General features: G+C 71.1%; 28 protein-coding genes. 22 read left to right on the plus strand and 6 right to left on the minus strand.

The genetic code is table 11. The features are described from left to right. Nucleotides 1-42: 42 nt before the first annotated feature. Nucleotides 43-1,608 carry an AAA family ATPase gene (locus PV343_RS16705; protein ID WP_319147708.1) on the plus strand — a complete coding sequence of 522 codons (1,566 nt, stop codon included), beginning with the start codon at nucleotides 43-45 and terminating at the stop codon, nucleotides 1,606-1,608. A 68-nt stretch (nucleotides 1,609-1,676) separates the two neighbouring features. After that, entirely contained in the window at nucleotides 1,677-2,246 is a 570-nt protein-coding gene (locus tag PV343_RS16710; RefSeq protein ID WP_319147709.1) for a hypothetical protein, read from the plus strand. Here the strand turns inward: PV343_RS16710 and PV343_RS16715 are convergent. The 3 genes from PV343_RS16715 to PV343_RS16725 form a co-directional block, all read right to left on the minus strand. Then, the gene (locus tag PV343_RS16715) at nucleotides 2,228-3,586 is read right to left on the minus strand and encodes a M14 family metallopeptidase (protein ID WP_319147710.1); all 1,359 of its coding nucleotides are present in this window, start codon (nucleotides 3,584-3,586) and stop codon (nucleotides 2,228-2,230) included. The two genes, PV343_RS16710 and PV343_RS16715, sit on opposite strands and share 19 nt — an antisense overlap. Nucleotides 3,587-3,829: 243 nt before the next feature. Further along, nucleotides 3,830-4,333, minus strand: coding sequence for a lamin tail domain-containing protein (locus PV343_RS16720; RefSeq protein ID WP_319147711.1), 504 nt, complete (start codon nucleotides 4,331-4,333; stop codon nucleotides 3,830-3,832). 368 nt (nucleotides 4,334-4,701) lie between these two features. Continuing rightward, nucleotides 4,702-6,414: a chitinase gene (locus tag PV343_RS16725; RefSeq protein ID WP_319147712.1), complete on the minus strand. Its 1,713-nt coding sequence runs from the start codon at nucleotides 6,412-6,414 to the stop codon at nucleotides 4,702-4,704. A gap of 335 nt (nucleotides 6,415-6,749) precedes the next feature. On the opposite strand from PV343_RS16725, the gene PV343_RS16730 reads away from it, so the two are divergent. From PV343_RS16730 to PV343_RS16795, 14 genes are all read left to right on the plus strand, one after another. After that, complete coding sequence (locus PV343_RS16730; RefSeq protein ID WP_387952838.1) at nucleotides 6,750-7,592, plus strand: hypothetical protein; 843 nt, start codon at nucleotides 6,750-6,752, stop codon at nucleotides 7,590-7,592. Between the two features lie 60 nt (nucleotides 7,593-7,652). Then, on the plus strand, nucleotides 7,653-8,360 hold the full coding sequence (cpaB, locus tag PV343_RS16735) for a Flp pilus assembly protein CpaB (RefSeq protein ID WP_319147713.1): 708 nt from the start codon (nucleotides 7,653-7,655) through the stop codon (nucleotides 8,358-8,360). A gap of 9 nt (nucleotides 8,361-8,369) precedes the next feature. Beyond that, nucleotides 8,370-9,602: an AAA family ATPase gene (locus PV343_RS16740; RefSeq protein ID WP_319147714.1), complete on the plus strand. Its 1,233-nt coding sequence runs from the start codon at nucleotides 8,370-8,372 to the stop codon at nucleotides 9,600-9,602. A gap of 6 nt (nucleotides 9,603-9,608) precedes the next feature. Further along, the gene (locus tag PV343_RS16745; RefSeq protein ID WP_319147715.1) at nucleotides 9,609-9,992 is read left to right on the plus strand and encodes a TadE/TadG family type IV pilus assembly protein; all 384 of its coding nucleotides are present in this window, start codon (nucleotides 9,609-9,611) and stop codon (nucleotides 9,990-9,992) included. Nucleotides 9,993-10,093: 101 nt separating this feature from the next. Beyond that, a complete protein-coding gene (locus PV343_RS16750) occupies nucleotides 10,094-10,423 on the plus strand; it encodes a TadE/TadG family type IV pilus assembly protein (RefSeq protein WP_319147817.1) in 330 nt (109 codons plus the stop codon). Next, nucleotides 10,420-11,757 (plus strand): CpaF family protein, encoded by a 1,338-nt coding sequence (locus PV343_RS16755; protein ID WP_319147716.1) that lies wholly within the window; start codon nucleotides 10,420-10,422, stop codon nucleotides 11,755-11,757. The genes PV343_RS16750 and PV343_RS16755 overlap by 4 nt, the downstream gene beginning before the upstream one ends. Before the next feature lie 8 nt (nucleotides 11,758-11,765). After that, complete coding sequence (locus PV343_RS16760; RefSeq protein ID WP_319147717.1) at nucleotides 11,766-12,710, plus strand: type II secretion system F family protein; 945 nt, start codon at nucleotides 11,766-11,768, stop codon at nucleotides 12,708-12,710. 13 nt (nucleotides 12,711-12,723) lie between these two features. Then, entirely contained in the window at nucleotides 12,724-13,611 is an 888-nt protein-coding gene (locus tag PV343_RS16765; RefSeq protein ID WP_020941937.1) for a DUF5936 domain-containing protein, read from the plus strand. Nucleotides 13,612-13,618: 7 nt separating this feature from the next. Beyond that, a complete protein-coding gene (locus tag PV343_RS16770; protein ID WP_319147718.1) occupies nucleotides 13,619-15,073 on the plus strand; it encodes a sensor histidine kinase in 1,455 nt (484 codons plus the stop codon). Next, nucleotides 15,057-15,842, plus strand: a complete 786-nt coding sequence (locus PV343_RS16775) for a response regulator transcription factor (protein WP_319147719.1) — start codon at nucleotides 15,057-15,059, stop codon at nucleotides 15,840-15,842. The genes PV343_RS16770 and PV343_RS16775 overlap by 17 nt, the downstream gene beginning before the upstream one ends. Before the next feature lie 113 nt (nucleotides 15,843-15,955). Further along, entirely contained in the window at nucleotides 15,956-16,141 is a 186-nt protein-coding gene (locus PV343_RS16780) for a hypothetical protein (RefSeq protein WP_319147720.1), read from the plus strand. Next, nucleotides 16,141-16,734 (plus strand): pilus assembly protein TadG-related protein, encoded by a 594-nt coding sequence (locus PV343_RS16785; protein ID WP_319147818.1) that lies wholly within the window; start codon nucleotides 16,141-16,143, stop codon nucleotides 16,732-16,734. Before PV343_RS16780 ends, PV343_RS16785 begins: the two co-directional genes overlap by 1 nt. A 13-nt stretch (nucleotides 16,735-16,747) precedes the next feature. Next, nucleotides 16,748-17,329 carry a hypothetical protein gene (locus PV343_RS16790; RefSeq protein ID WP_319147721.1) on the plus strand — a complete coding sequence of 194 codons (582 nt, stop codon included), beginning with the start codon at nucleotides 16,748-16,750 and terminating at the stop codon, nucleotides 17,327-17,329. A 7-nt stretch (nucleotides 17,330-17,336) separates the two neighbouring features. Next, nucleotides 17,337-17,960, plus strand: coding sequence for an OmpA family protein (locus PV343_RS16795; RefSeq protein ID WP_319147722.1), 624 nt, complete (start codon nucleotides 17,337-17,339; stop codon nucleotides 17,958-17,960). A 163-nt stretch (nucleotides 17,961-18,123) separates the two neighbouring features. Here PV343_RS16795 and PV343_RS16800 read toward each other — a convergent pair whose 3' ends face one another. Next, entirely contained in the window at nucleotides 18,124-18,492 is a 369-nt protein-coding gene (locus PV343_RS16800; RefSeq protein WP_319147723.1) for a DUF192 domain-containing protein, read from the minus strand. Between the two features lie 100 nt (nucleotides 18,493-18,592). Here PV343_RS16800 and PV343_RS16805 point away from each other — a divergent pair, with 100 nt between their 5' ends. Next, on the plus strand, nucleotides 18,593-19,093 hold the full coding sequence (locus PV343_RS16805) for a GNAT family protein (protein WP_319147724.1): 501 nt from the start codon (nucleotides 18,593-18,595) through the stop codon (nucleotides 19,091-19,093). Here PV343_RS16805 and PV343_RS16810 read toward each other — a convergent pair. Beyond that, nucleotides 19,071-19,616: a DinB family protein gene (locus tag PV343_RS16810; protein ID WP_319147725.1), complete on the minus strand. Its 546-nt coding sequence runs from the start codon at nucleotides 19,614-19,616 to the stop codon at nucleotides 19,071-19,073. The two genes, PV343_RS16805 and PV343_RS16810, sit on opposite strands and share 23 nt — an antisense overlap. Before the next feature lie 51 nt (nucleotides 19,617-19,667). Here PV343_RS16810 and PV343_RS16815 point away from each other — a divergent pair, with 51 nt between their 5' ends. The 5 genes from PV343_RS16815 to PV343_RS16835 all read left to right on the plus strand — a co-directional run bounded on the left by PV343_RS16815 (nucleotide 19,668) and on the right by PV343_RS16835 (nucleotide 26,146). After that, complete coding sequence (locus PV343_RS16815; RefSeq protein WP_319147726.1) at nucleotides 19,668-20,453, plus strand: class I SAM-dependent methyltransferase; 786 nt, start codon at nucleotides 19,668-19,670, stop codon at nucleotides 20,451-20,453. Nucleotides 20,454-21,075: 622 nt separating this feature from the next. Further along, nucleotides 21,076-21,849 (plus strand): isoprenyl transferase, encoded by a 774-nt coding sequence (locus PV343_RS16820; protein WP_319147727.1) that lies wholly within the window; start codon nucleotides 21,076-21,078, stop codon nucleotides 21,847-21,849. A 383-nt stretch (nucleotides 21,850-22,232) separates the two neighbouring features. Further along, on the plus strand, nucleotides 22,233-23,558 hold the full coding sequence (locus PV343_RS16825; RefSeq protein WP_319147728.1) for a PhoH family protein: 1,326 nt from the start codon (nucleotides 22,233-22,235) through the stop codon (nucleotides 23,556-23,558). Nucleotides 23,559-23,982: 424 nt separating this feature from the next. Further along, nucleotides 23,983-24,678: a transglycosylase SLT domain-containing protein gene (locus PV343_RS16830; RefSeq protein WP_319147729.1), complete on the plus strand. Its 696-nt coding sequence runs from the start codon at nucleotides 23,983-23,985 to the stop codon at nucleotides 24,676-24,678. A 139-nt stretch (nucleotides 24,679-24,817) separates the two neighbouring features. After that, the gene (locus PV343_RS16835) at nucleotides 24,818-26,146 is read left to right on the plus strand and encodes an AI-2E family transporter (RefSeq protein WP_319147730.1); all 1,329 of its coding nucleotides are present in this window, start codon (nucleotides 24,818-24,820) and stop codon (nucleotides 26,144-26,146) included. 31 nt (nucleotides 26,147-26,177) lie between these two features. Here the strand turns inward: PV343_RS16835 and PV343_RS16840 are convergent, their stop codons facing one another. Continuing rightward, nucleotides 26,178-26,711, minus strand: coding sequence for an alkyl hydroperoxide reductase (locus PV343_RS16840; protein ID WP_020941952.1), 534 nt, complete (start codon nucleotides 26,709-26,711; stop codon nucleotides 26,178-26,180). Between the last annotated feature and the right edge of the window lies 1 nt (nucleotide 26,712).

A 26,712-nucleotide genomic window follows, 5' to 3' on the forward strand; every position in this document is an offset into this window, starting at 1 on the left:
GGAACCCGCACCGCCGCCCCCGCCCCTTCCGAGAAGGCACGAATGTCGAACTACGCCGAGAGCCTCAGCCATCTCGACAGCTACATCTCCGCCCGCGTCCCGGTCATCGCGATGCGCACCATCGAGCAGCAGCGCGCCCTGCGCCTGCTGCGCGAGGCGGCCACCCAGTCCCGGCGCAGCAGCATGCCGTTCTGGATCTACACCCGGGCCACCGGCCTGCGCGACCTGCGCACCAACGCCTCCGTGCAGGACGACCGCTCGCTGGCCGGCGCGATGGACTTCGCGGCCGCCCAGTTCGGCAGCCGCGCCAACGCCACGGTCGTCTTCGTCGACCCCGACGAACTCGAGTCGGACACCCCGGTCACCCGCCACTTCGCGGAACTGGCCCGCCTGGCCGACAGCAACATGGGCAGCATCGTGCTGATCACCGACACCCCCATCTGGAGCGGCCTGCAGCGCCTCGGGATGAGCCTGCGCCTGGACCTGCCCGACGCCGAGGAGATGTACGGCATCCTCAGCGGCTTCCTCGGCGACCACCACGGCCACATCCCCATCGAGTGGACCGAGGAGGACGCCCGCCGCGCCGCCGAGTTCCTCAACGGCGTCACCGAGGCGGAGTGCGTCAACCTGATGGCGACGATCGCCGCGAAGGGCTCCATCCGCCAGGCGGACGTCCTCGGCCTCGCCCAGGCCAAGGACCGCATCTTCAGCGACCTCACCGGTCTGGAGCGCGTCCACCTCAAGCAGAGCGACTACGCCATCGGCGGCCTGAGCGGCCTGCGCACCTGGCTGGAGCGCAAGCACGACATGATCTCGCGGGACCTGCGCCACACCGCCCTGCGGCCGCCGCGCGGGGTCCTGCTGGTCGGCGTCCCCGGCTGCGGCAAGTCGCTGTCCGCCAAGGCCATCGCCCACGACTGGCAACTGCCGCTCTACCGGCTGGACATGGCGTCCATCCACGGCAAGTACCTCGGCGAGTCCGAGGGCCGCTTCCGGGAGGCCCTCGCGATGGCCGACCGGGTGGCCCCCTGCGTCCTGTGGATCGACGAGATCGAGAAGGGCCTCGCGGGCCGGGACGACATGTCCGGCGTCCCGCAGCGCATCATCGGCCAGTTCCTGTACTGGCTCCAGGAGTCCCAGTCCCGCGCCTTCGTCGTGGCGACGGCGAACGACATCCGCAGCCTGCCCCCGGAACTGCTGCGCAAGGGCCGCTTCGACGAGCTGTTCTTCGTCGACCTGCCCGACGCACAGGACCGCAAGGAGATCATCCGCATCTACCACCACCGCTACCTCCAGGCCCACCCCGAGCCCGAGCAGCTCGACCGCCTGGTCGACCTCTCCGAGGGCTTCGCGGGCTCCGACATCGAGGCGGCCCTGCACGACGTGGGCGAGGAGGCGGTCCGCCGCGGCGGCATCGGCCGGCTGAAGGACTCCTACGTCATGGACACGTTCGCCCAGGTGCGGCCGCTCAGCGTCAGCAACCCCGAGCAGATCGAGGAGATCCGGGCCTGGGGCCGTGAGCGCGCGGTGCCGGCGGGCCGGGCGGCGGTGACGCCCGTGCCGGGGGACGGCGGCCGGACACGCCGGATCGTCTTCATGGACGAGTGACCAGTGCGAACGGAAGTGAAAGGCGGGCTGACTGGTTCCGGCACAGGTATGTCGTCCATACTGCCGCCGTGGACCAGCGCATAGGATCGAGCAGCCAGCCCGTGAAGGGCGAGCCCGTCAAGGGCGCCGGTTTCGACCCGGCCTTCATCCCCGGCATCACCGCGCAGGCGGCGGGACCGGAGGCGGAGGACGCGAAGCCGACGGAGGAGGCGGGGCGCCCGGTGCCGGAGCCCGCCGGGGAGCCGGAACCCGAGGCGGCGGCGCGGACGGCCGAGGCGTCGGCGGAGCCGGAGGACGTGTCGGGCAGGGCCCCGGAGCAGGAGTCCGGGCCGGAGGAGGAGGCCGGGGCCGTCAAGGACGGGCCCGTCTTCGAAGTCTCCGACCGCAGGGCCCGGTTCGCCGCGGACCACCGCGGGGTCAGGCTCAGCCTCGACGAGGAGAACTGCGAGTTCCGCTGGGACGAGATCGCGGCGGTCGAGACGGAGTCCCCCCGCTTCGGCAAGCGGTTCACCATCACGGTGCACACGCCCGACCGCCGCTGGTACCCGATCGAGATCGAGGCGGCGGCCCGGGCGCGCTTCAAGGAGTGGGAGTCGGAACTGGACGCGGTCCTCGACGCCTACTTCGAGGAGGCCTGACCGCAGTACTGGGCGGCCTTGCCGATCGCCCGGTACATGCAGTCGGCGTTCTCCAGCAGTTGCAGCACCGCGTCCCTGTTACGGGAGGTCTCCCGCTCGATCACCTCGTCGGGCGGGTAGAACCCCCCGTTCGCGCCGGAGGTCGGGTACATCTCGAAGGTGTAGTCGAAGATCTTCTGCGTGCCCCACAGGTAGTCGTCGATCGACCCGTCCGTGATGTAGAGGTCGCTCGACTGCTCGGGCGTGTACCCGTTGCTGGCCGCCATCTTCCGCCCGACGGCCTTGAAGGCGGCGGCGTCGTCGGCCGTCATCCCGGTGGCCGTGTCCGCGTAGGTGTACCCGAACGGCCACAGCACCAGTTCGCTGTAGGTGTGGAAATCGATTCCCGCCTTGATCTGCTGCTTGCCCCCGACGACCCGGCCGCGCACGAAGTCGGCGACGACCTTCACCTCGGGCGCGGACTCGGCGGCGGAGCCGCGGTAGGTCTCGGAGGACTTGGACCCCGAGGAGCCGCCGCAGCAGCCCCACTTGTAGTCCCAGTTCCGGTTCAGGTCGGTGCCGACGTACGACGAGCCGGAGTTGGGCTGCCGGTTCTTGCGCCAGGAGCGGTAGGACCCGGTGGCGATGTCGTACTCGCCGCCGTCGGGGTTGAGATCCGGCACGATCCAGATCTCCCGGCTGTTCACGAGGTTCGTGATCCGGGAGTCGGACCCGTACCCGGCGCCCAGTTCGCGCAGCAGGTACAGTGCCATCTCCACCGTCAGGTGCTCACGGGCGTGCTGGTGGAAGGTGAACAGCACCTCGGGCTCGTCCTCGTCCGTCGCCACGTTGTCGCTGACCTTGATGGCGACGATGTCCCGGCCCTGGTACGACTTGCCGATCACCCGCCTGCTCATGATGTCCGGGTGGGCGGCGAGCCGCTGGTCGATCTCGGCGTTCGCCTCGGCGTAGTTGTGGTACTTCGCGTCGGCGGTGGGGAAGTCGTACAGCCGCGCCCCGGACCGCCGGGGCGCCGCGCCCACCGGGGTCACCTCGTACCCGAGCCGGCGCAGCGCGCGTATCTGGTCCGCCCGGCCGGAGACGACGACGGTCTCCTCGCCGGCCTCGTCGACGGTGACGCCGGCCGCCTGGATGGCCGTACGGGTCACGGGGTTCGTGCGCTGCTGGATCTCGTACTGCCGGACGTCGTCGCCGGCGGCCGGGGCCTTCCGGGCGCTGTCGGCGGCGGCGTGCGGAGCGGTGGCCGAGACGGGGGCGGCCAGGGCGATGACGAGCAGTGCGCCGAGGGCGGCGGTACGTCTGCCGCCGCGCGCGCCGGAGCCGCGAACACGGAGTCGCATGAAATCTCCTTGAATCTCCAGGAATTCCGGGGTCGCCGGACGTGGGGGAGTGGAGCCGGGGGGTGCTTCAGTGCGACGTGCGGGTGTGGCGCTCATGGTGAAGCTCTGGCATGGACAGGTCAATAGGTAGTCAAAGGTGATGCTCCGAACGCGGCCGGCCCCCGGGGCGGCCGCCGTGCGGTGGAACGGGCGCAGCGCGCCACTCCCCGAGGGAGTGACGCGCTGCGCGAGGTGCGGTGCGGGTCAGTGGTGACGGCCGCCCCAGCCGCCGCCGTCGCGGTGACCGCGGTGGTCGCGGCCCCAGGAGACGGAGTCGACGAAGCGGCCGTGGTCGTTGCGCAGGGTCGCGGTGTCGCTGCGGGTGTCCCACACCGACCGGCGGCGGTCCTGGAAGAGGTCCGTCCGGCTGTCCCGCCCGAAGCCGGTGTGGACGCGGACGGTCGCGCGGCCGTCCAGCCGGTAGTGGTGGAAGGTGTAGGTGTGGCCGTCCTCGTCCGACAGCGTCCACCCGTCCAGGTTCACGCTCCGCCGGCTCGCGTTGGTGACCTCGACCCACTCCCGGTTCAGGTTGCGGTCGTAGCGGCTCGACGCGGGGTGCTGCACGTCGCCGATGCCCACCAGGGTGCGGTGGTGCGAGCGGTCGTGGCCGTGGTCGGCGGCCGATGCCGGCAGTGCCACGGCGCCTACGACGGCGGCCGTCGCGATGGCGGTGGCGGCGACACGGCGGGCGGTAACAGAAACGGACACGGAGTCCCCCTTTGAAGGGTCGTGCACACCCCGCTGCCCGCGGCCGGAGCGGCGGACAGGAGGTGCGGTGTGCTGGTGGCGACCGGTCGGCCGCACACCCACACCTTGCAGCCGGCCGCGGAGCCGGTCGGGCGAAACCTGGCTGCTGTTACGGTTCGCGCATATTCCTGTGACTCACGACTGCAATGTCCATTTACGGCCTGAATGAAGGTTTTCCCGCCAGCTCAAGCGCCTCTGCCCGGCTACGTCCGAGGCCGCTTCCACGAAAGGGTGTAACAGCCAACAACGGCTCTGGCCAGGGCTTTCGTCAACGACGGGACGCCCGGCCCCTCGTCGGGGCCGGGCGTCCGGGTGGCGCTGGGCTCAGGTCACGGCATGGCGTGGACGTGTGCCCCCACCGCGTTCGACCAGGCGTTGCCGGAGCTCGCGTCCCAGTTGGTCGACCAGGTCATCGCGCCCCGCAGGTCGGGGTAGGTCCTGGCGGGCTTGAAGGAGCCGCAGCCGGTGCCCTTGGCCAGGCAGTCCAGGGCGTTGTCGACCACCGTGGGGGAGACGTAGCCGCTGCCCGCCCCACTGGTGGAGGCCGGCACGCCGAGGCCCACCTGGGACGGCGACAGGCCGCCCTGCAGCTGGATGCAGGCGAGCGCGGTGAGGAAGTCGACCGAGCCCTGCGAGTACACCTTGCCGTCGCAGCCCAGCATGGAACCACTGTTGTAGTACTGCATGTTGACGACCGTGAGGATGTCCTTGATGTTCAGGGCCGTCTGGAAGTAGGAGTTCGAGGTCGACTGCATGTCGATCGTCTGCGGGGCCATCGTGATGATCAGCGAGGAGCCCGCCTTCGAGGACAGGGAGCGCAGCGCCTGCGTCATGTACGTCGCGTTCAGGCCGTTCTCCAGGTCGATGTCGACGCCGTCGAAGCCGTACGTCTGCATCAGGGAGTACACGGAGTTCGCGAAGTTCGCCGCCGACGTCGAATCGTTGATCGACACCGTGCCGTTCTGGCCGCCGATGGAGACGATGACCTTCTTGCCGGCCGCCTGCTTGGCCTTGATGTCGGCCTTGAACTGGTCGACCGTGTAGCCGCCGAGGCCGGCCGAGTCCAGGTTGAAGGAGACCGCGCCCGGCGTGCCGGCCGCGTCCGCGAAGGCGACGGCGATGATGTCGTAGGCGGCGGGGACGTCCGACAGCTTCTGGACGGTCGCGCCGTTGTTGAAGTTCTGCCAGTAGCCGGTCACCGCGTGCTTGGGCAGCGTGCCCCCGCCCCCGCCCCCGGTGGCGGTCGTCGTCCCGGTCACGGTCGCCGACTTCGCGGACTCACCGGCCGAGTTGGTCGCCGTGACCTGGAAGGAGTAAGAGGTCGACGCCGACAGTCCGGTCACCGTCGCCGACGTCCCCGTCACCGCCGTCACCTTCGTGCCGTTGCGGTAGACGTTGTAGCCCGTCGCGCCCGACACCGCGGACCAGGACAGGGACACGGACGACGAGGTCGTGCCGGAGACCGAGAGGCCGCCCGGCGCGGACGGGACCGTGGGGGCCGGGTCGCCGCCACCGCCGCCGTCGGGGCCGTAGACCGAGACGTCGTCGGCGTAGTAGGCCGCCTGGCCGTACCAGCCGTGGGTGTAGACCGTGACGGAGGTCGTGGAGGCGCCCGTGGTGAACGTCGTCGACAGTTGCTTCCAGGACGAGGAGTCCGGCGTCCAGGTCGAGACGTCCGTCGTGCCCGTGCCCGTCACGCCCAGGTAGGAGTAGCCGCCCTGCACCCAGGCGCTCAGCGTGTACGTCGAGTTCGGCTTCACCGCGACGGACTGGGTGCACTGGGCGTTGTCCTGCCCGGCCGGGGTCGCCTTCAGCGCGGCGGAACCGGAGTGGACGGGAGAGGAGACCGTCGTGCCGCTGCCCGCCGTGCAGGTCCAGTTGCCGAGGCCCGACTCGTAGCCGGCGTTCTTGACGTTGTTGACGTCCGCGGCCGACGCGGGGGTGGCGGCGAGGCCCGCGACCGAGAGGGCGAGGGCGGTGACGGCGGACCACGTGGCGATCCGTCGTCTGCGGGGTCCGGGTATGCCTGATGCGCGGTCCACTGGTGCCTCCGATGGGGGAGTCGGCGGGGAAGGGGAGGTGCTGGGGAGTCAGGGGCGGTGGCCACCGCTGGCGTACAAGTTGGTCCAGACCAATTCGGCTGTCAAGAGGTCCAGACCAAAACCGTCCTCGCCACTTCGCTCAACCTGTCCGGATTTGGCGGTAGTTGCGACCGATGAGTTGCACACGAGCTACACAAACGCTGTTCTCCGGTCATTGGGCCGTGGTTACAGTGCTCAGGTAGTCACGCAACGAAGTCGTCCTGGCGCATTGGAGTCACACCGGTGGGCCGAAGGGTGTGAGGAGCGGGGAGCGGAGCGTGCCAACTGCCATTGCCGTGACCAGTGCCGACATGGCACTGCCGGTGCAGGACGAACGGACCATGCCCGCCGTCGTGCTGCGCGACCTCGACCAGCGCCCCCTGGAGCACGCCCTCGCCGAACTGCACGCCCTCATCGAGCAGTACGGATACGTGGTGGTGCTGTGCTCACAGGCGACGCCGGAGCCGGTCGTGCGGCGGCTGTACACCCTGCGGTCCCTGCTGGAGAGCGACCGCGTGGCCCTCTTCCGGCCCGCGCTGCCGCCGCTCGGCGTCGCCGTCCTCGCCCGGCAGCTACGCCAGCTCGCCTCCTGCGACCTGAGCCCCGGCGTGCTCGCCTCCGCCGGACGCCTGCTCACCCACTACGTCCACGCCGGCGCCGTCCTCGGCTCGGTCGCCCGGCTGGACCGGGTCCCGGTGGGGCTCAAGGCGCACGCCAAGTCCTGGGTGCCCGGCAGTCAGTTCGCCGTCGTCGCCCACCCCGAACCCCAGCTCGTCAAGGTCGCACCCGGCGCCACCCTCAAGGGCCCCGAGTTCAGCACCTGGATGCTCGTCGCCAAGGGCCAGCTCCAGACCGACTGGCTCACCGGCCTCGCCAAGGAGTGGACCTCCCACGGGCTGCGCGAGACCCCGCTGCCCGCGGAGTCGGCCCGCTGGTGGGGAACCGGCCGCGTCGTCGAGTTCTGCAGCTACCTCGCCGACCTCTCGGTGCTGTACCAACTGGTGTCCTCCGTGCGGCAGTCCACCTGCCACTGGTGCGGCCTCGACGTCATAGGCGACCTCTGCGTCTTCTGCTCCGCCACCCCGCCCGCGCACGAGCCCGCCGCCCCCCGCGCGCTGGAACAGCGCACGCCCGCCTGACCCGCACCAAGGTGACCCACTTCCCGACCGACCGATTCCCCCAATGAGGTTGCACGGTTCATGAACTCCCGTCAGCGCCGCGGCGTGATACTCCTGATCCTGTCGGTCCTGTGCGCTCTCGGCGCGTTCGCCGGCGTGCTCTCCGTCGTCCACGACGTGCAGTCCAAGGTCGGACCCGAGGTCAGCGCCTACCGGGTCAGGTCCGACGTGAAGCCGTACACCGCGCTGAGCACCGGCCAGTTCGAGAAGATCAAGATGCCCGAACGCTGGCTGTCCGGGAACGCCGTCACCGATCTGAGGCAGATCCAGGGCAAGATCGCCGTGACCACCCTGCGGGCCGGATCGCTGCTCCAGACCGACATGATCGTCGACCAGCCCGCCCTCCAGCAGGGCCAGCAGGAGGTCGCCATCATGATCGACGCGGCGACGGGCGTCGCCGGCAAGATCACCCCCGGCTCCCGCGTCAACGTCTACGCCACCTTCGAGGGGAAGAAGGACGGCGACCCCGACCAGTCGAAGATCATCGTCACCAACGCGCGCGTCCTCGACGTCGGCCACATCACCGCCCTCGACCCCGACCGCAGCAAGGACCAGCAGCAGCCCACCGAGGCCGTCCCCATCACCTTCGCGCTCTCCACCCTCGACGCCCAGCGCATCACCTACGCCGAGTCCTTCGCCCAGCGCGTCCGGCTCGCGCTGGTGGCACCCGGCGGCCAGACCAGCGTCCCGGACAAGGACCGCACCTACGAACTCGTGACGGACAAGTGAGAGGCGGCCATGCCCACCAGGATCCTCCCGGCCGGCGCGGACCCGGACGCCGTCCGCTCCCTCACCACCCTGCTCAGCCAGCTGCCCGACGCCGAACCGCAGCCGCCCGTAGGTGACTCCACCCAGCTCGTCGACACGCTCGCCCGGTCCGCCGCCGAGTCGGTGGACGAACTGCCCGAGGTGGTCGTCGTGCACGAGCGGATCGGCCCGGTCCCGGCGCTGGAGCTGATCCGCGAGGTCGCGCTGCGCTTCCCGGCCGTCGGCGTCATCCTCGTCACCACCGACGCGAGCCCCGGCCTGTTCGCCGCCGCCATGGACTCCGGCGCCCGCGGCCTGGTCTCGCTCCCGCTGTCGTACGAGGAACTCGCCAGCCGGGTCCAGGCGGTCGCCCAGTGGTCCACCGGCGTACGGCGCCACCTCGGGCACGGCGCCGACGTGCTCGGCGGGGCCGGCGGCACCGTCGTCACGGTCAGCGGCGCCAAGGGCGGCGTCGGCGCCACCGTCACCGCCGTCCAGCTCGCGCTCGCCGCCCAGGCCTCCGGCCGCGCCACGGCCCTGGTCGACCTCGACCTCCAGACCGGCGACGTCGCCTCCTACCTGGACGTCCAGTTCCGCCGCTCGGTCGTCGACCTCGCCACCATCACCGACATCTCGCACCGGGTCCTCGCCGACGCCGTCTTCCGGCACGACACCGGCCTCGCCCTGCTCCTCGCCCCCGCCGAGGGCGAGCGCGGCGAGGAGGTCACCGACCGCGCCGCCCGCCAGGTCGTCAGCGCCCTGCGCTCGCGGTACGAGGTGGTCGTGGTCGACTGCGGCGCCCAGCTCGGCGGAGCGAGCGCGGCGGCCGTCGAGATGGCCGACGCCGCCCTGCTGGTGACCACCCCGGACGTGGTCGCCGTACGCGCCGCCAAGCGGACCGTGCGCATGTGGGACCGGCTGCAGATCCGCAAGGCCGAGGAGACGACGGTGATCGTCAACCGTCACAGCCGCGCCACCGAGATCCAGCCGGCGCTGGTGCAACGGATCACCGGCACCGCGGTGGCCCGCACCGCCGTGCCCGCCAACTTCAAGGAGCTGCAGGGCGTCGTCGACGCGGGACGGCTGCACGAACTGGACAGCCGGAGCACGGTGAAACAGGCCCTGTGGGCGCTGGCCGGCGAGCTGGGCCTGGTCAAGGCGGCCGAGGGCGCGCACCGGGGCGGTGGCCGCGGCGCGGTCGGCTTCCGGCGGCGGAAGGAGTAGCGGCCGATGAGACGCCTGCGCGGGGACGACCGGGGGCAGGTCAGCATCGAACTCCTCGGGATGACCCCGCTGATCGTGCTGACCCTGGTGCTCATGTGGCAGTGCGTGCTGGTGGGGTACGCCTACACGCTCGCGGGGAATGCTGCGGACGAGGGCGCCCGGGCGGGGACGGCCGCGCCCCGCGGCGGCGCACGCCAGGCCGCGTGCGAGGCGGCCGCGCTCAAACACCTGTCAGGGGCGTGGAAGGGGGGAGCCAAGGTGGCGTGCAGCACGAGCGGCTATGTGACGGCCGACGTCAGGCTCAAGGTGCCCGTCCTGTTCCCCGGCGCGATCGACTTCCCCGTCACGGTGCAGGGCCACGCCGGCACCGTGGAGGAGGTGAAGGAGTGAGGCCGCCCGAGACACCGACCGGGAAGCCGACCGAGGAGGCGCCCGGGACGCCGACCGGGAAGCCGCACCGGCGCAAGCGACGCGACGCGGGCCAGGTCGCCATCGAGTACCTCGGGTTCGTCCCGGTCCTGCTGATCGTCGGCCTGGCCGGCTTCCAGATCGGGGCCGTCGCCTACGCGGCCGAGCAGGCCGGCACGGCGGCCCGGGCCGGAGCGCGCGCGGCCGCCCTCGGGCAGTCCCCCCAGGGGGCGTGTGCGCAGGCCGTCAGCGGGGGGCTCCACGTGACGTGCGGCGAGAGCGGGGGCGGGGACGACTCCGTCACCGTCACCGCCACCGTCTCGGTCCCCCGGATCGTCCCCGGCTGGTCCTTCGACCCTGTCCAGAAGCGCGCCACCATGCCCCGCGACCACGGAGGAGCAGCGAACCCATGAGCCTGCGGGCACGCATCAGCACTCCCGAGGAGCACGGCAGCCGGGGCGAGGACGGGCATCTGGTCGCCTCCTACCGGGCCAAGCTGCTGGAGGAGATCGACCTCGCCGAGATGAGCTCCCTGGCCGCCGCCGAGCGCCGCGCGCGCCTGGAGCGGGTCCTCGGGCACATCATCAGCCGCGAGGGCCCGGTGCTCTCCACCGTCGAACGCTCCCAGCTCATCCGCCGGGTGGTGGACGAGGCCCTGGGCCTCGGCATCCTGGAACCGCTGCTCGAAGACGCCTCGATCACCGAGATCATGGTCAACGGACCCGACGCGATCTTCGTCGAACGCGGAGGCCGCGTGGAGCAGTTGCCGCTGCGCTTCGTCTCCGCCGACCAGCTCATGCAGACCATCGAGCGGATCGTGTCGACCGTCAACCGGCGCGTCGACGAGTCCAACCCGATGGTCGACGCCCGCCTGCCCTCCGGCGAGCGCGTCAACGTCGTCATCCCGCCGCTGTCGCTGACCGGCCCCACCCTCACCATCCGCCGCTTCCCGCGCTCCTTCACCCTCCAGGAGCTGATCGGCTTCGGCTCGCTCGACGAGCAGATGGTGTTCCTGCTGGCCGGCCTCGTGCAGGCCAAGTTCAACATCATCGTCTCGGGGGCCACCGGCACCGGCAAGACGACCCTGCTCAACGCGCTCTCCGGGCTCATCCCCGCGCACGAGCGCATCATCACCATCGAGGACTCCGCCGAACTCCAGCTCCAGCAGACCCACGTGGTCCGGCTGGAGTCACGGCCGCCCAACGTGGAGGGCAAGGGCCAGGTCACCATCCGCGACCTGGTGCGCAACTCGCTGCGCATGCGGCCCGACCGGATCGTGGTCGGCGAGGTCCGCGGCGGCGAGTCCCTCGACATGCTGCAGGCCATGTCCACGGGCCACGACGGCTCGCTCGCCACCGTCCACGCCAACAGCGCCGAGGACGCCCTCACCCGGCTCCAGACCCTGGCCTCCATGTCCGACGTCGAGGTGCCCTTCGTCGCCCTGCACGACCAGATCAACAGCGCCGTCGACGTCCTCGTGCAGCTCACCCGGTTCGCCGACGGCGCCCGCCGGATCACCGAGATCGCCGTGCTCGACAGCCACGGCGGGGAGCCGTACCGGCTGGCGACGGTGGCCCGGTTCCTCGCCCAGCCGCTGACCCACGACGGCCGGGTCCACGGCACCTTCGAGTACTTCCCGCTCCCGCGCCGGACCGCCGACCGCCTGTACATGGCGGGGCAGCCCGTACCGCAGGCCTTCGGGGTCGCCGGCACCGCGGACCAGCTCGCCACCCGAGTAGCCAGGTAGGCCACCCCATGGAACTCCACGACCTCGTCCGGCTGACCACCGGTGTCGCGCTGCTGACCTGCGTCCTGGCGGTCGTCGGCGTGCACGTCTACGCCTCGGGTCGGGCCCAGCGGGCCGCGCTGATCGACCGCCTCTCGCACACCGGTGCCGTCCCGGGCGGCGGCCGCCGGCGCCGCTTCCGCGACCTGGACCGCCGGCTGCGCCGTACGGCGCTCGGCCGGAAGCTGGAACTGAGACTGGCGGCCACGGGCCTGGACGTCACGCCGGGCGAGTTCTTCGTCTACATGCTCGCCGCGGTGGCCGCGCTGTGGCTGATCGGCCAGGCCACCCTGGCCCCCTTCTTCGGCCCCCTCGCGGGCCTGCTCGGCATCTGGGCGTCCGTCCAGTTCCTCAACTGGCAACGGCAGAAACGCATCGAGCGCTTCATCAACCAACTTCCCGAACTGGCCCGCATCCTGGCCAACGCCACCCAGGCCGGCCTGGCCCTGCGCACCGCGATCGGCATGGCGGCCGAGGAACTGGAGGCGCCCGCGGGCGAGGAACTGGCCAAGGTCGCCGACCAGCTCGCCATCGGCCACTCCATGGACGACGCGCTGGGCGAACTCGCGGACCGGCTGCCGTCCCGCGAACTCGTCGTGCTCGTCACCACCCTGGTCCTCTCCAACCGGGCGGGCGGCCAGGTGGTCAGCGCGCTCCGCAACCTCACCGAGACCCTGGAGGAGCGCAAGGAGACCCGGCGCGAGATCCGCACCCAGCTGTCCCAGGTGACCATGACGTCGTACGCCGTGCCCGTCCTCGGCATCGGCGCCCTGTTCCTCATGAACGGGGTCAAGGACGGCGCCCTGGAACGCATGACCGGCTCACCCGTGGGCCAGGTCTGTGTGGTCATCGCGTTCGCCCTGTACGCCGTCGGCTTCGTGCTCATCCGCCGGATGAGCCGGATCGACGTGTGAGGAGGCTGCACCGATGGCATTCCTGCTCGCCCTGCTGACGGGCCTCGGCGTCTGGGGCGCCTTCGCCGGCGTCCGGATGTACCGCGCGGACGCGAAACTCCCCGGCGACCTGGCGATCGCCCTGGAGGTCGGCGCCACCCGCACCGGCGCCGTGGACTCGGTGATCGACCGCATGGGCATGCGGTACGCCCCCGCCGTGCTGCGGCTGATGGGCCCGCGTCTGGTGGCCAGGTACCGGCGCCGGATCGACCTCGCGGGCAACCCCGGCGGCCTGACCATCGACCGGTACGCGGCCCGCCGCGCGGTGTACGGGGCGCTCGGCGGCGTCGGCTTCCTCGTCTTCCTGCTGCGCGGCCAGTGGTTCGTGGCGCTGCTGCTGCTCCTGTTCGGGGCGTTCTGGACGGAGGTCGGCATCTGGTCGGCGATCCGCGTCCGCAAGGACGTGATCGAACGGACCCTGCCCGACTTCCTCGACGTGCTCGCGGTGGTGGTCAGCGCGGGGCTCGGCTTCCGCCAGGCCCTGGACCGGGTCGCCACGCGCTACGAGGGTCCCTGGGCCGACGAACTGCGCATCACCCTGCGCCAGATGGACCTCGGCATGAGCCGCCGCCAGGCCTTCGCGGAACTGCGCCGCCGCAACGACTCCGAGCAGGTGGCGATGTTCGTGACGGCGCTGCAGCAGGGGGAGGAACTCGGCGCCCCCATCGTCGACACCCTGGTCGCGCTGGCCAAGGACATGCGCCGCACGGACGCCCAGAACGCCCGCCGCAAGGCCGCCCGCGCGGTCCCCAAGGCCACCTTGATGATCACCACCTTCATGGTCCCGGGCACGATGCTCCTGCTGGGCGCCGGCCTGCTGCTGGGCTCCGGCGTGGACTTCGGCTCGCTCACGGGGAAGTGAGCGCCCGATGACGACGATGGGAGCGACCGGTCCGGGCCGGCGGCTGTCCCTCCGGGTCCCCCTGCGGGAGGCCGCGCGCGCCGCGTGGCGCGCGTCGGCCGCCCACCTGCGCGGTGAGCGGGCGGCCGTACCGGGACGGGTCCCGCCGGTGACGGAGGCCGCCGGTGTGCTCCCCGAGCCCTCCGAGAAGCCCTCCGAGAAGATCCAGGTACGTGCCCTGCAGGCGATGTGCCGGCAGGTCTTCGGCTTCCGGCTCGCGATGATCGTCCTCGCCGCCCCCGCCGCCCTGCTCAACGCCGCTCCCGGACTGGGCGTCCGCCTGGTCGGCGGGGCGGTCGTCGTCACCTTCATGGTGTCCTACGTCCTGTTCCGCGACTGGGAACGCTTCGGTCCCCTCCTCCTGCGCCACCCCACCCTGCTCGCGGCCGACACCCTCGTCGGTTCGCTGCTGCTGGTCTCGGCGGGCCCCGACACCACCCTCGCCTACGTCAGCGTCTGCACCCCGCTGCTCGCGGGCCTGGTCTACAGCTGGCGGGGTGCGGCCTGTTTCGCCTCGCTGCAGTCCCTGATCCTGCTCCTGGTGCACACCACCCTGAAGCCGGACGGCCGGACCGGCGTGGCCGAGTCCCTGCTCCTGCCCGGCCTGTGCGTCATCGCCGGAGCCATGGGCTCGACCCTGCGCAACCTGATGCTCCGCTTCGGCGCGGCCACCCAGGCGCTGACCGCCGTCCAGGCCCGACTGGCGGCGACCGAGGCGGTGCACGCCGAACGGGCCCGGCTGGCCCGGGAGATGCACGACTCGGTGGCCAAGACCCTTTACGGCGTCGCCCTCGCCGCCGACGGCCTGGCCACGACCGCGTCCGCCGAGGCCCCCGACCCGGCCCGGGTCCGGCAGCAGGCCGACCTGGTGTCCCGCTCGGCCCGCAGGGCGGCGGCCGAGTCCCGCGAGCTGCTGGAGGACCTGCGGCGGGAGGAGGACCCGGCCCGCCCGGTGGACGTCTGGACCGAACTGACCGCACGGGTCGACGACTTCTCCGCGCGCACCGGACTGCCGGCGGTCTGCCGCCGCACCGGCGACGCCCACCTCCCGCCCGTCGCACCCGCCCCCGCCCGCCACCTCCTGGCCATCGCCGCCGAGGCCCTGGAGAACGTCTCCCGGCACGCCCGGGCGACCCGCGTCGAGCTGACCGCCGGGGTCCACGGCGACCAGCTCCGCCTGACCGTCCACGACGACGGCGCCGGCCTGCCTCCCGACACCAGCCTGGAACGGCTGCGCCACGGCGGCCACTTCGGCCTGCTGGGCATGGTCGAACGGGCCGCCTCGGCCGGGGCGCGCATCCGCATCGGCCGGGGCGAGCACGAGCGGGGCACGGAGGTCCGCGTGGACCTGCCCCTGCGGGCGGCTGTGCCCGGCGCCCCCGCGGACTCCCGAGAGGAGACACCCGATGCGGCAACCCCGTGAGCCGGGCCCCGACTTCCCGGACCGACCGGACTCCGCCGGCTTCCCGGCACCGGTCGCCGCGGCCCCGCTGCGCCTGGTGGTGGCCGACGACAACCCCGTCGTCCGCGCGGGCCTGACGGCCCTGCTGTCCGGCCGTGCGGACACCACGGTGGTAGCCGAGGCGGCGGACGGCCGGGAGGCGTACGAGGCCGCGCTGCGGCACCGGCCCGACGTCATCCTGCTCGACGTCCGCATGCCCGGCGTCGACGGGATCTCGGCGTTGCCCCACCTGGTCCGGCTGGCCCCGGTCATGATGCTCACCTACAGCCACGAGACGGAGACGGTGCGGGAGGCGCTGCGACGGGGGGCGGGGGGTTATCTGGTGCACGGGGAGTTCACGGCGGAGCAGCTGGTGAGGGCGGTGCACGACGTCAGGGAGGGGCGGCCGCACGTGACGCCGGGTGCGGCGAAGGCGTTGATTCCACAGGTCCAGACGAGTGCACCTGCACATGAAGGTGGTGAACTCGCCGTTATTTTAGGCGGAATTCCACCCCAAAACCTTTCGCAACTGCAATCCGATGTGGGACAGTCGTTCCGGTCACGGTTCCAACTGAGCAGCAGAGAGGCGGAGATCATGGACCTCATCGCGTCCGGCATGACCAACCAGCAGATCGCCGCCACCTGCTTCATCAGCGAGAAGACGGTCAAGAACCACATCAACCGCATCTTCGCCAAGCTCCAGAGCACCACCAGGTCCCAGGCGGCCGCGAAATGGCTGGGGGTGGCCTGAGATGCCGAACGGGGAGCGGCGTTGGGTCCGGGAATGGGCCCTGGGGCCCTCTGGGGGGTGGGGGAGTCGGTCCTACGGTTCCGGAGTCGGAAGCGCACCTGGAGGGGAGCACCGTGAGCGACCTGATGCTGAAGTTGGTGGTTGCGATGCAGCGACGCACCAACGACAAGGGCCAGACCGCCGTCGAGTACCTGGGGATCATCGCGGTGGTGGTGGCGATCGTGCTGGCGATCACAGGTACGGACATCGGTCAGACGATCCTCGACAAGATTCAGGCGAAGATCCAAGAGATCACCTGATTCTTCGCCGTCGGCTCGGTGACGCAGGGCAGGCCTTCCCCATCTACATCACGGTGGTGGCGGGTCTGCTCTTTCTTGCGTTGGCCTATCTCGCCGTAGGACAGGCAGCGGTCAATCGGAGTGGTGCCCAGACGGCTGCTGACGCGGCGGCGCTCGCGGCGGCTCAGGAGACACGGGACCAACTCGCCGACAAGTGGCGCGCGGTCTTGCTCGACCCCACCAAGTGGCAGGACATCTTCGAAGGCAAGGGCAGCGGTAAGGACTGCTGGCGCGCGGATCAACTGGCCGCGCAGAACGACGCGAAGGTGACGGTCTGCGATCCCGGACTGCTCGAGTACGTCGTGACGGTCGAGGCCAACAAGCCGGTCGGGGACTCGATCGTGCCTGGTACGGAGAACACCAAGTCCACCGCGTCCGCGAAGGCCGTGATCAAGGCGCTGTGCGAGCCCCCGAGCGGGAGTGCCGAAGACGACGCGTCGCCCCAACTCAAGTGCGGGGACAAGACCTGGGACCTGGACCCGGACGACGAAGCCGGTCTGCCGGGCCCGGATGACCTCTTCGACGTCCACCTGGCCACGAACGACGAAGGATGAAGGAAGCGGAGCGATGAGCATGCAGTTCACTGCGAAGGCCCGCAGGGGGATGGTCGCATTGGCCGCTGCGGCCTGCCTGGCCGTCGGAGTAGCTGGCTGTGGTGGTGGCGACGACGACGGGAAGAAGCCGGAGGGGTCAGCCTCTGCGACCAGAAGCGACGGGTCCAAGCCGAGCGCTCAAGAAGGTCAGTCCGACGAGCCGCTGGCCGAGCTGAAGGGTCCCAGCGGCCTGCTCCTCTCGATCACCTCGGCTCAGCGGGACGCGGGCGGATTCGTCACCGTGAACGCCGCCCTGAAGAACGACAGCGGGAGCGCCGCGATCATCCCGTCGAGCGTGAGGGGAAACGAGACCGAGATCATCAGGAACGGCAGCTCGCTGGGCGGCGCCACGCTCGTCGACTCCAAGGGAAAGAAGCGTTACTACGTCCTGCGTGACACAGATGGACGACCACTCACGACCACCGGACTGACGTCGCTGAAGGCCGGCGAGGAGACCCAGGTCTTCATGCAGTTCCCCGCCCCTCCCGCCGCCACAACCGAAGTCGACTTCCAGTTGCCCGGCTTCCCCACTGCCTCCATCCAGATCTCCGGGTGAGGCCGAAGTGACCACCAACCCCCGCCTCACCCTCACCGTCACCGCCGCGACCCTCCTCGTCCTCACCAACCTCTCGCTCGCCCGGGCCGACGACACCGGACCCAGTGAGCCGCCGGGCACGGAACCCTCCGCCACCGCGCCCGTGAAGATCGACCCCACCGACCCGGACCTCAAGCTGCCCGAGGGCGCCACCCTCGCGCAGCCCAAGGTGCTGGACATCAAGTCGGTCGTGGAGGACCAGAGTGGGGACGAGCGCCGGGAGGACACCAACGCGGACGTGACCTTCGCCCTCCAGGCCGAGGTGCTGTTCGGCAAGGACAGCGCCAAGCTCGGCGCCGAGGCGAAGGCGCGCATCGCGACGATCGCCGAGGAGATCAAGAAGCAGAACGCGACCCAGGTCCGCGTCTTCGGCTTCACCGACAACCTCGGCTCCTCCGCCCACGGCGACGTGCTGTCCAGGCAGCGCGCCAACGCCGTCCAGGCCGTCCTGGACCAGGACCTGAACGACCCGGACGTCACTTTCGAGGTGCGGGGCTACGGCGAGCAGTACCCGATCGCCGACAACTCGACGGAGGAGGGTCGGAAGAAGAACCGACGGGTGGAGGTCAGCTTCCCGCGCACCGGTCAATGAGCCGCGGGATCGCCCACCTCGTAGTCGAACCGGATCCGATGGGTGCCGTCGGTGTCGACGGCCAGTCCGCCGGCCCCTCGGATCCCGGTCAGCGCCCCCGTACCGCTTGCGCATCGTGGCCACCCCGACGAGCACCGCAACGCCCCCGGCCATGACGCGACGGTCAGCCCGGCTCCACCCCCACCCGTACCCCCGCCCGCATCCCCCACCCCACCATCGCCCCGGCGGCCGCCTCCAGTACGTGGCGGGAACGGAGGCGGGGCAGACCCAGGCGGCCGGGGGGCATCGTGCGGACGGCGATGACGGTCAGCCCGCGGTCGAGGTAGGCGATATCGATGGGGATGCGCATGCCGAAGGTGTGCACGCTGCCCGCGGGAGAGAGCAGCATCGCCCCCTCGACCGCGTCGCGGCCCAACAGGCCCCTGGTGCGCGCCCGATAGGAGGCCGCGATCTCCAGCGGCACGGTGAGCGGGGCCCCGCCGTCGTCCGGATGGATCAGCAGACTCCCGTGACCGTCCCGCCATCGCGCCATGCTCCCGTCACCTCCGCGAGGACCGTACCCACGGCACGGCGGGCGTAAAGGAGCGGGCCGCGGAGGGCCGTTGTCAGTGGCCGCTGCCACACTGCACGGCATGAGCGACGAGCCCCCCGAAGTCGGCCTGCGGGTCGTCACGGAAGACGACCTTCTCCTCTTCCTCGGCCAGGAGCACGACCCCGAGGCGGTCCGGCGGTCGCGGTTCGCCCCCCGGCCGCGGGAGGCGTTCCTGCGGCACTGGCGGGAACGGGTGCTCGGCGATCCCGACTGCCTGGTGCGGACCGTCGTCGTGGACGGGAAGGCGGCCGGGCACGTCGTCTCGTGGACGGAGGGCGAGCGGCGGTTCGTCGGCTACTGGCTGGGGCGGCCGTACTGGGGCCGGGGCGTCGGCACCCGGGCGCTCGCTCTCTTCCTGGAGCTGGACCGGGTACGGCCGCTGTACGCCGACCCGTTCGCCGGCAACACGGCCTCCGTGCGCCTGCTGGAGAAGCACGGCTTCGAGCGGGCCGGCACGGTCCGGCACGGCGAGGACGAGCACGTCCTGCTCGTCCTCGCGGGCTCCGAGGCCGGACCGGTCAGTCCGCCGCCCGGTCCGTGACCTGGTCCCCGGCCGGACGGTGGTCGCCGGTCGCGCCGTCGATCAGCTCGCGCAGGATGTCCATGTGGCCGGCGTGCCGCGCGGTCTCCTCGATCATGTGGACCAGCGTCCAGCGCAGGGACACGGACCGGTCCCGCCAGGCCGGCCGGCCCTGCGCGTCCAGGGGCAGTTCGGTGATCGTGCGGTCGGCGGCGGCGCGGGCGCGGCCGTAGAAGGCGACGATCCGCTCCGTGGTCTCGCCGGGGGCGATCCGCGTGTCCTCGTCCTGGTACGGGTCGAACCACAGGGGCTCCGCCTCGCGTCCGAACGTCTGCACGAACCAGCCGTACTCGACCGAGCCCAGGTGCTTGACCAGGCCGAGCAGGGTGGTGCCGCTCGGCGTCAGCGGCCGGCGCAGCTGCTCGTCGTCGAGTCCCTCCAACTTCCAGAGCACGGCGTCCCGGTGCCGGTCCAGACTCGTGTGCAGGATGTGCTTCTCGTCGGTGGTGTCACCAGCGGCGCCGTCGGCGGCAGAGGTCGTCATGCGGCGGAAATTAGCAGGACCCGGTGACATCGGGCTGCGATCATGACGGGCATGGCAGAGCAGCGTTCCTTCGCGGACCTCGTCGCCGAAGGCGCCGCGGTGCCCACCGAGGGATGGGACTTCTCCTGGTTCGAGGGGCGGGCCACCGAGGCACGGCCGTCGTGGGGGTACGCCCGGTCGGCGGCGGAGCGGCTGGCCCGCGCCGAGGCCGCGCTCGACGTCCAGACCGGGGGCGGCGAGGTGCTGGACTTCGCCCTGGGCCGGGCCGAGCCGGACCGGCCGTCGCCGGTCGCGGCCACCGAGGGCTGGCCGCCGAACGTCGCCAAGGCCACCGCCCTGCTGCGGCCGCGCGGTGTGGTGGTCGTCGCCGCGACCGACGACGAGCCGCTGCCGTTCGCCGACGGGGCCTTCGACCTGGTCCTCAGCCGGCACCCGGTGCGCCCCCACTGGGACGAGATCGCCCGGGTGCTGCGGCCCGGCGGCACCTACTTCGCCCAGCACGTCGGGCCCGCCAGCGTGTTCGAGCTGGTCGAGTTCTTCCTGGGACCCCAGCCCGCGCACGTACGCGGCGCCCGCGACCCCGAGGGCGAGCGGGCCGCGGCGGAGGCGGCCGGTCTGCGGGTGGTGGACCTGAGGGCGGAGCGGCTGCGGATGGAGTTCCGCGACATCGCCGCCGTCGTGCACTTCCTGCGCAAGGTGGTCTGGATGGTCCCGGGCTTCACGGTCGAGGAGTACGAGCCGCGGCTGCGCGCGCTGCACGAGCGGATCGAGCGGGAGGGCCCCTTCGTCGCGCACAGCGCCCGGCATCTCTTCGACGTCCGGAAACCGACCCGCTGACGGGCCGCCAGGACGCCGGGACGGGCGCCGCCCGGTTCACCCGGAGTTCACCCGAAGTCTCCTCAGGGTATCCACATCGTTATCGGCGACGATTCACACGCGCCTCACCTGTCACGTAGGTTCAGGCCAAGGTAATTCGCGCCAGCAAAACCGCGCGGGCGGTACCGCGCGGCGGAGGGGGCTGCGCGGTGCCGCGACGCCCCCGGAACCGGTAGCGGAACCGTCAAGCCACCGTTCGCTGACCGGGTAGCCCGTCGGGGGGACCCCCGGACAACTCGCCGAGGCGTCACCAAGACGGACCAAACCCTCTTGATCACTCCGTATGGGGCCGGATCGCCTGTGAATCCGCTGTGAATCGGCCATCAGACGCCCCTGAATGCACCATTCCGCGCACATCCCGGCGTCGCCGCCCGACTCCGGAGAGTAGTTGTGGCACGCCGATGCACGCGCCGGCCCTTACGAAGGGTTATGGTGGAAACCCCCCCTCGGGCCGGTCCGTCTCCCCCCCACGGACCGGCCCGTTTTTTTCTTCCTCATCGCACCCTGCGAAGGCCCCGGAGCCTCGCCGGAGTAACCTCAAGCCCTGCGGGGACCGCAACCGCGCCATATGGAGGGGCTCACCGTGAACCTGCGCGACAAGCTGCGCGGCCTGCTCGTCAGGCTCTACGCACGCCGGGTGGAGGGTCACCTGGACCACGCTCAGGTGCCGAAGCACATCGGCGTGATCATGGACGGCAACCGCCGCTGGGCCAAGGCCGCGGGCTCCACCACGGTCCACGGCCACCGGGCCGGTGCCGAGAAGATCGAGGAGTTCCTCGGCTGGTGCAGCGAGACCGACGTCGGGGTCGTCACCCTGTGGCTGCTGTCCACCGACAACTTCGACCGCGCGCAGGAGGAACTGGGCCCCCTGCTCGGTATCATCGAGGACGTCGTGCGCACCCTCGCCGCCGACGGCCGCTGGCGGGTGCACCACGTCGGCACCCCCGACCTGCTGCCCGCGGGGATGCAGCGCACCCTCAAGGAGGCCGAGGAGGCCACCGCCCACGTCGACGGAATACTGGTCAACGTGGCCATCGGCTACGGCGGCCGCCAGGAGATCGCCGACGCCGTGCGCTCCATGCTGCTGGACGCCCGCGACAAGGGCGTCTCCCTGGACGACCTCGCCGACTCCGTCGACGTGGACATGATCGGCCGTCACCTCTACACCGGCGCCCAGCCCGATCCGGACCTGGTCATCCGCACCAGCGGCGAGCAGCGGCTGTCCGGATTCATGCTCTGGCAGACGGCGCACTCCGAGTACTACTTCTGCGAGGTCTTCTGGCCGGCCTTCCGCAAGGTGGACTTCCTGCGCGCGCTGCGCGACTACGCCGCCCGCCACCGCCGTTACGGCGGCTGAGCCGCACCCGGACACACCGGACGCCCCGTCGCCGACCGTGCGGCGGGGCGCTCCGTATACCCCGGTTGGGGCGGAAGTAACGACGAGTTCACCGTCGCGCAGTTGGCCGCTTCTGCATGGTGGCGCATGTTCGAGGGCATAAGCCAAGCAGGTCGACGCCCGAACCACGGGTGTCGGATCTCAGCGGGCGGCACGGGGCCGTCCCGCCCGGGAGGCCCTTTGCACCAGCCCGACCGTGCGGTCACCGCACGGAAGCAGCCGCGGAGGCCCGGTGTCCGGCCCGCCTCGCGCGGGAGCCGGGTACCGGTCGCGATGCTCCCGTTCTCCCGGCCCGGCTTCCGTCTCGTCGCTCCCCGACCTCATCCGAGGGGGTACGTCCTTCCGTGGTGACCAGCGCAAAGCGCCGCATGCCAGACCGGCGCACCTATGTTCTCGACACCAGCGTCCTGCTGGCCGACCCGAACGCCCTGACCCGCTTCGACGAGCACGAGGTCGTGCTCCCCATCGTCGTGGTCACGGAACTGGAGGCCAAGCGGCACCATCCCGAACTCGGCTACTTCGCCCGCCAGGCCCTGCGCCTGCTGGACGACTACCGGGTGCGGAACGGCCGCCTCGACGCCCCCATCCCGATCGGGGAACTGGGCGGGACCGTCCGTGTCGAGCTCAACCACTCGGACCCCAGCGTGCTGCCCAGCGGCTACCGCCTGGGGGACAACGACTCCCGCATCCTCGCGGTGGCCCGCAACCTGCAGGCGGAAGGGTTCGACGTCACCGTCGTCTCGAAGGACCTGCCCCTGCGGATCAAGGCGTCCTCCGTCGGTCTGCTGGCCGAGGAGTACCGCGCCGAACTCGCCATCACCGAGAACTCCGGCTGGACCGGAATGTCCGAACTGGCGCTCCCCGGCGAGCAGGTGGACGTCCTCTTCGAGGAGGGCCGCGTGTACGTCCCGGAGGCCACGGACCTCCCCGTGCACACCGGCCTGACCATCCAGTCCGAACGCGGCAAGGCACTCGGCCGGGTCACCGCCGACGGCAGCGTCCGCCTGGTGCGCGGCGACCGGGAGGCGTTCGGCATCAAGGGCCGCAGCGCCGAGCAGCGCATCGCGCTCGACCTGCTGCTCGACCCGGACGTCGGCATCGTCTCGATGGGCGGCCGGGCCGGCACCGGCAAGTCGGCGCTCGCGCTGTGCGCGGGCCTGGAGGCGGTCCTGGAGCGCCGCCAGCACCAGAAGGTGATGGTCTTCCGGCCGCTGTACGCGGTGGGCGGGCAGGAACTGGGCTATCTGCCGGGTTCCGAGGCGGAGAAGATGAGCCCCTGGGCGCAGGCCGTCTTCGACACGCTGTCCGCGGTCACCAGCCGCGAGGTCATCGAGGAGGTCACCGCGCGCGGCATGCTGGAGGTCCTGCCGCTGACCCACATCCGGGGCCGCTCGCTGCACGACGCGTTCGTCATCGTCGACGAGGCCCAGTCGCTGGAACGGAACGTCCTGCTGACCGTTCTGTCCCGGATCGGCGCGAACTCCCGTGTCGTCCTCACCCATGACGTGGCACAGCGGGACAATCTGCGCGTGGGCCGCTACGACGGTGTGGTCGCCGTCGTGGAGAAGCTGAAGGGGCATCCCCTCTTCGCACACGTCACGCTGACGCGCTCCGAGAGGTCCCAGATTGCGGCGCTTGTGACCGAAATGCTGGAGGACGGACACATCTGACACCCCTGTGGGGCCCATCCGACCTACGGGTGACGTCCGTTGGCGCCGTCCGGCAAAGGCCAAGAGCCTAGCCGGGCGGCGCCTTCGCGTGTGGCGGTTTCCTGAAATCCCTGGCGGCAAACGAGGTGTGAGCTTTCACACGCAACACAGAATTGCCACCTGGCGTCGGGTTACGGCAGAGTCTCATTCCTGTCAGGCCCCGCATACGACACACCTGTACCCCCAGCGGTACGGCACCACCGAAGCACCGCCTTCAACTCCATAGCGTCGTCGTATGCCGCCCGAGCACCATGCGGCGCTCCCTTCCGGGGAGTTGCCCACCGGGCCCGCGCCTCCCGTGACCCCGCAGTTGGGAGGCCAGTGTCAGGGGGCACGATTGCGTCCGCCAGGGTCACCGAAGCGGGCGATGCTGGAAGGAAACCGTGTGAGCCGGATTTCGGTCCGGGGACTGGCAGTGGCCTCGGCCACCGCGGTCACCGCTGTCGGAAGCGTCGTCGGCGTTGCCTCGGGCAGCACCGCGCAGCCCAACGACGCCGAGGCGACGGCAGCCGACACCACGCTCCTCGCGGACATACCCGTAGGTGAGCAGGCGCAGGTCCAGACCGCGTCCCTGACGCAGCAGGCCGACGCGCAGGCCATCGCCGCGGACGCGAGCGCCAAGAAGGATGCCGAGGCCGCCGCCCGCAAGGCAGCCGCCGAAACCGCCATCGCCAAGAAGGAGGCCGCGCAGAAGGCCGCCAAGGAGGCGAAGGAGCGCGCCGCGGCGAAGGCCACGGCCACCACCCGCTCCACCCGCGACACCTCCAGCTTCCCCGTCCAGGGCAGCTACACCGTCGCGCAGATCCAGGCGATGGCCAGCCAGATGGTGGGCGCCGGCCAGTTCCAGTGCTTCAGCAACATCGTGGACCACGAGTCCAGCTGGAACTACCGTGCCGTCAACGCCTCCTCCGGCGCCTACGGACTCTTCCAGGCCCTGCCCGGCTCCAAGATGTCCTCCGCCGGAGCCGACTGGCAGACCAACCCGGCCACCCAGATCAAGTGGGGCCTCAACTACATGAACAGCCGGTACGGCAGCCCGTGTCAGGCGTGGTCGTTCTGGCAGGCCAACCACTGGTACTAGGCCGCCCGGTCGCAACCCGACCTCGCGAAGCCCCTCCCCGTCCCAAGGGGAGGGGCTTTCGCGTTGTACGGTCGTACGCGAACGACCTCAGGGGCAGGTACGGCGTTACACCCGGGGACGCGGGGGAAGAGGACGAAGCATGTCGCGAGTGCCAGGGTGGCTCGGCCGGCTCGGTGCCGGTCTGACGGAGATGAGCGAGCGCCTTGACGAGCGCCGCGCCGAGGTGGAGCACGAGCAGGACGACGGGCCGGCGCAGGCCCCCGCCCGCCGGGCCGCCGAACCGGTGGTGCCCGCACCCCGGCCGGCCACGCCGGCCGGCCCCCGCCCCGACCCCGCCCAGGCGGTGCCCTGGGGTGTGCGGGTCGCCGCCGAGGCCGGCTGGCGGCTGCTGGTCCTGGCCGGCACCGTGTGGGTCCTCATGCGGGTCATCAGCGCCGTCCAGCTGGTGGTCTTCGCCTTCGTCATCGCCCTGCTGGTCACCGCGCTGCTCCAGCCGACGGTCGCCCGGCTCACCCGGCGCGGGGTGCCGCGCGGTCCGGCCACCGCGCTGACCGCCATCCTCGGCTTCGTCGTCATCGGCCTGATGGGCTGGTTCGTGACCTGGCAGGTCATGGAGAACATCGACACGCTCTCCAACCAGATCCAGAACGGCATCGACGACCTGCGCAACTGGCTGCTGAAGAGCCCGTTCCACGTCACCGACAAGCAGATCAACCAGATCGCCAAGAACCTGCGCGAGGCCATCGGCGCCAACACCGACCAGATAACGTCGGCGGGTCTGGAGGGAGTCCAGGTCGTCGTCGAGGCGCTGACCGGCATCCTGCTGGTGTTCTTCTCGACGCTGTTCCTGCTCTACGACGGCGAGCGCATCTGGCAGTGGTTCCTGAAGCTGGTGCCCGCGGCGGCCCGGCCGGGCGTGGCCGGGGCCGGCCCGCGCGCCTGGCGCACCCTGACGGCCTACGTCCGGGGCACGGTCCTGGTCGCCCTGATCGACGCCGTCTTCATCGGCATCGGCATCTACTTCCTCGACGTGCCGATGGCCGTCCCGCTGGCCGTCTTCATCTTCCTGTTCTCCTTCATCCCGCTGGTCGGCGCGGTCGCCTCCGGCGCGCTGGCGGTGATCGTGGCGCTGGTGACCCAGGGTGTCTTCACGGCCCTGATGACGCTGGTCGTGGTGCTCGCCGTCCAGCAGATCGAGGGCCACGTGCTGCAGCCGTTCATCCTCGGCCGCGCGGTCCGCGTCCATCCGCTGGCCGTGGTCCTCACGGTGGCGGCCGGCGGCATGGTGGCCGGCATCGGCGGCGCGGTGGTGGCCGTACCGCTGGTGGCGGTGACGAACACGGTGGTGGGCTATCTGCGGCAGTACTCGCTGGAGGCCCAGCAGCCGCAGTCACCGCCCGATCCGGCCGACGAGGTCCCCGTCGCCGCAGCGGAGGAGAACGCGCAGGACCCCGCCCACGAGGTGTGAGCGGGGTCCCGGGGAACCACAGCCGTGGTACTTACTCGGCGAGAACGGCCTCGGCGTCCAGGGTGACGCCGACCGCCTGGACCACGGAAGCGATCTTGAACGCCTCCTGGACCACCTCGCGCTCGACGCCGGCCTTGCGCAGCACCTGCTCGTGCGAGTCCAGGCACATGCCGCAGCCGTTGATCGCGGAGACCGCGAAGGACCACAGCTCGAAGTCGACCTTCTCGACACCGGGGTTGCCGATGACGTTCATCCTCAGGCCCGCGCGCAGGGTGCCGTACTCGTGGTCCGACAGCAGGTGGCGGGTGCGGTAGAAGACGTTGTTCATCGCCATGACGGCGGCCGCGGCCTTGGCGGCGGTGTACGCCTCGGGCGACAGGTTCGCCTTGGCCTCCGGCTCCAGCTCACGCAGCACGATCGGGGAGCGGGAGGCGATGGCGGTCGCCAGCACGGTGCCCCACAGCTGCTGCGCCGGCAGGTCGGAGTTGCCGATGACCGAGCCCAGGTTGAGCTTCAGGTCCTTGGCGTAGTCCGGGACGAGGGACTTCAGCGAGTCGAGCGACATG

The organism is Streptomyces sp. WI03-4A (assembly GCF_033792105.1).
Taxonomy (GTDB): Bacteria; Actinomycetota; Actinomycetes; order Streptomycetales; family Streptomycetaceae; genus Streptomyces; species Streptomyces collinus_A.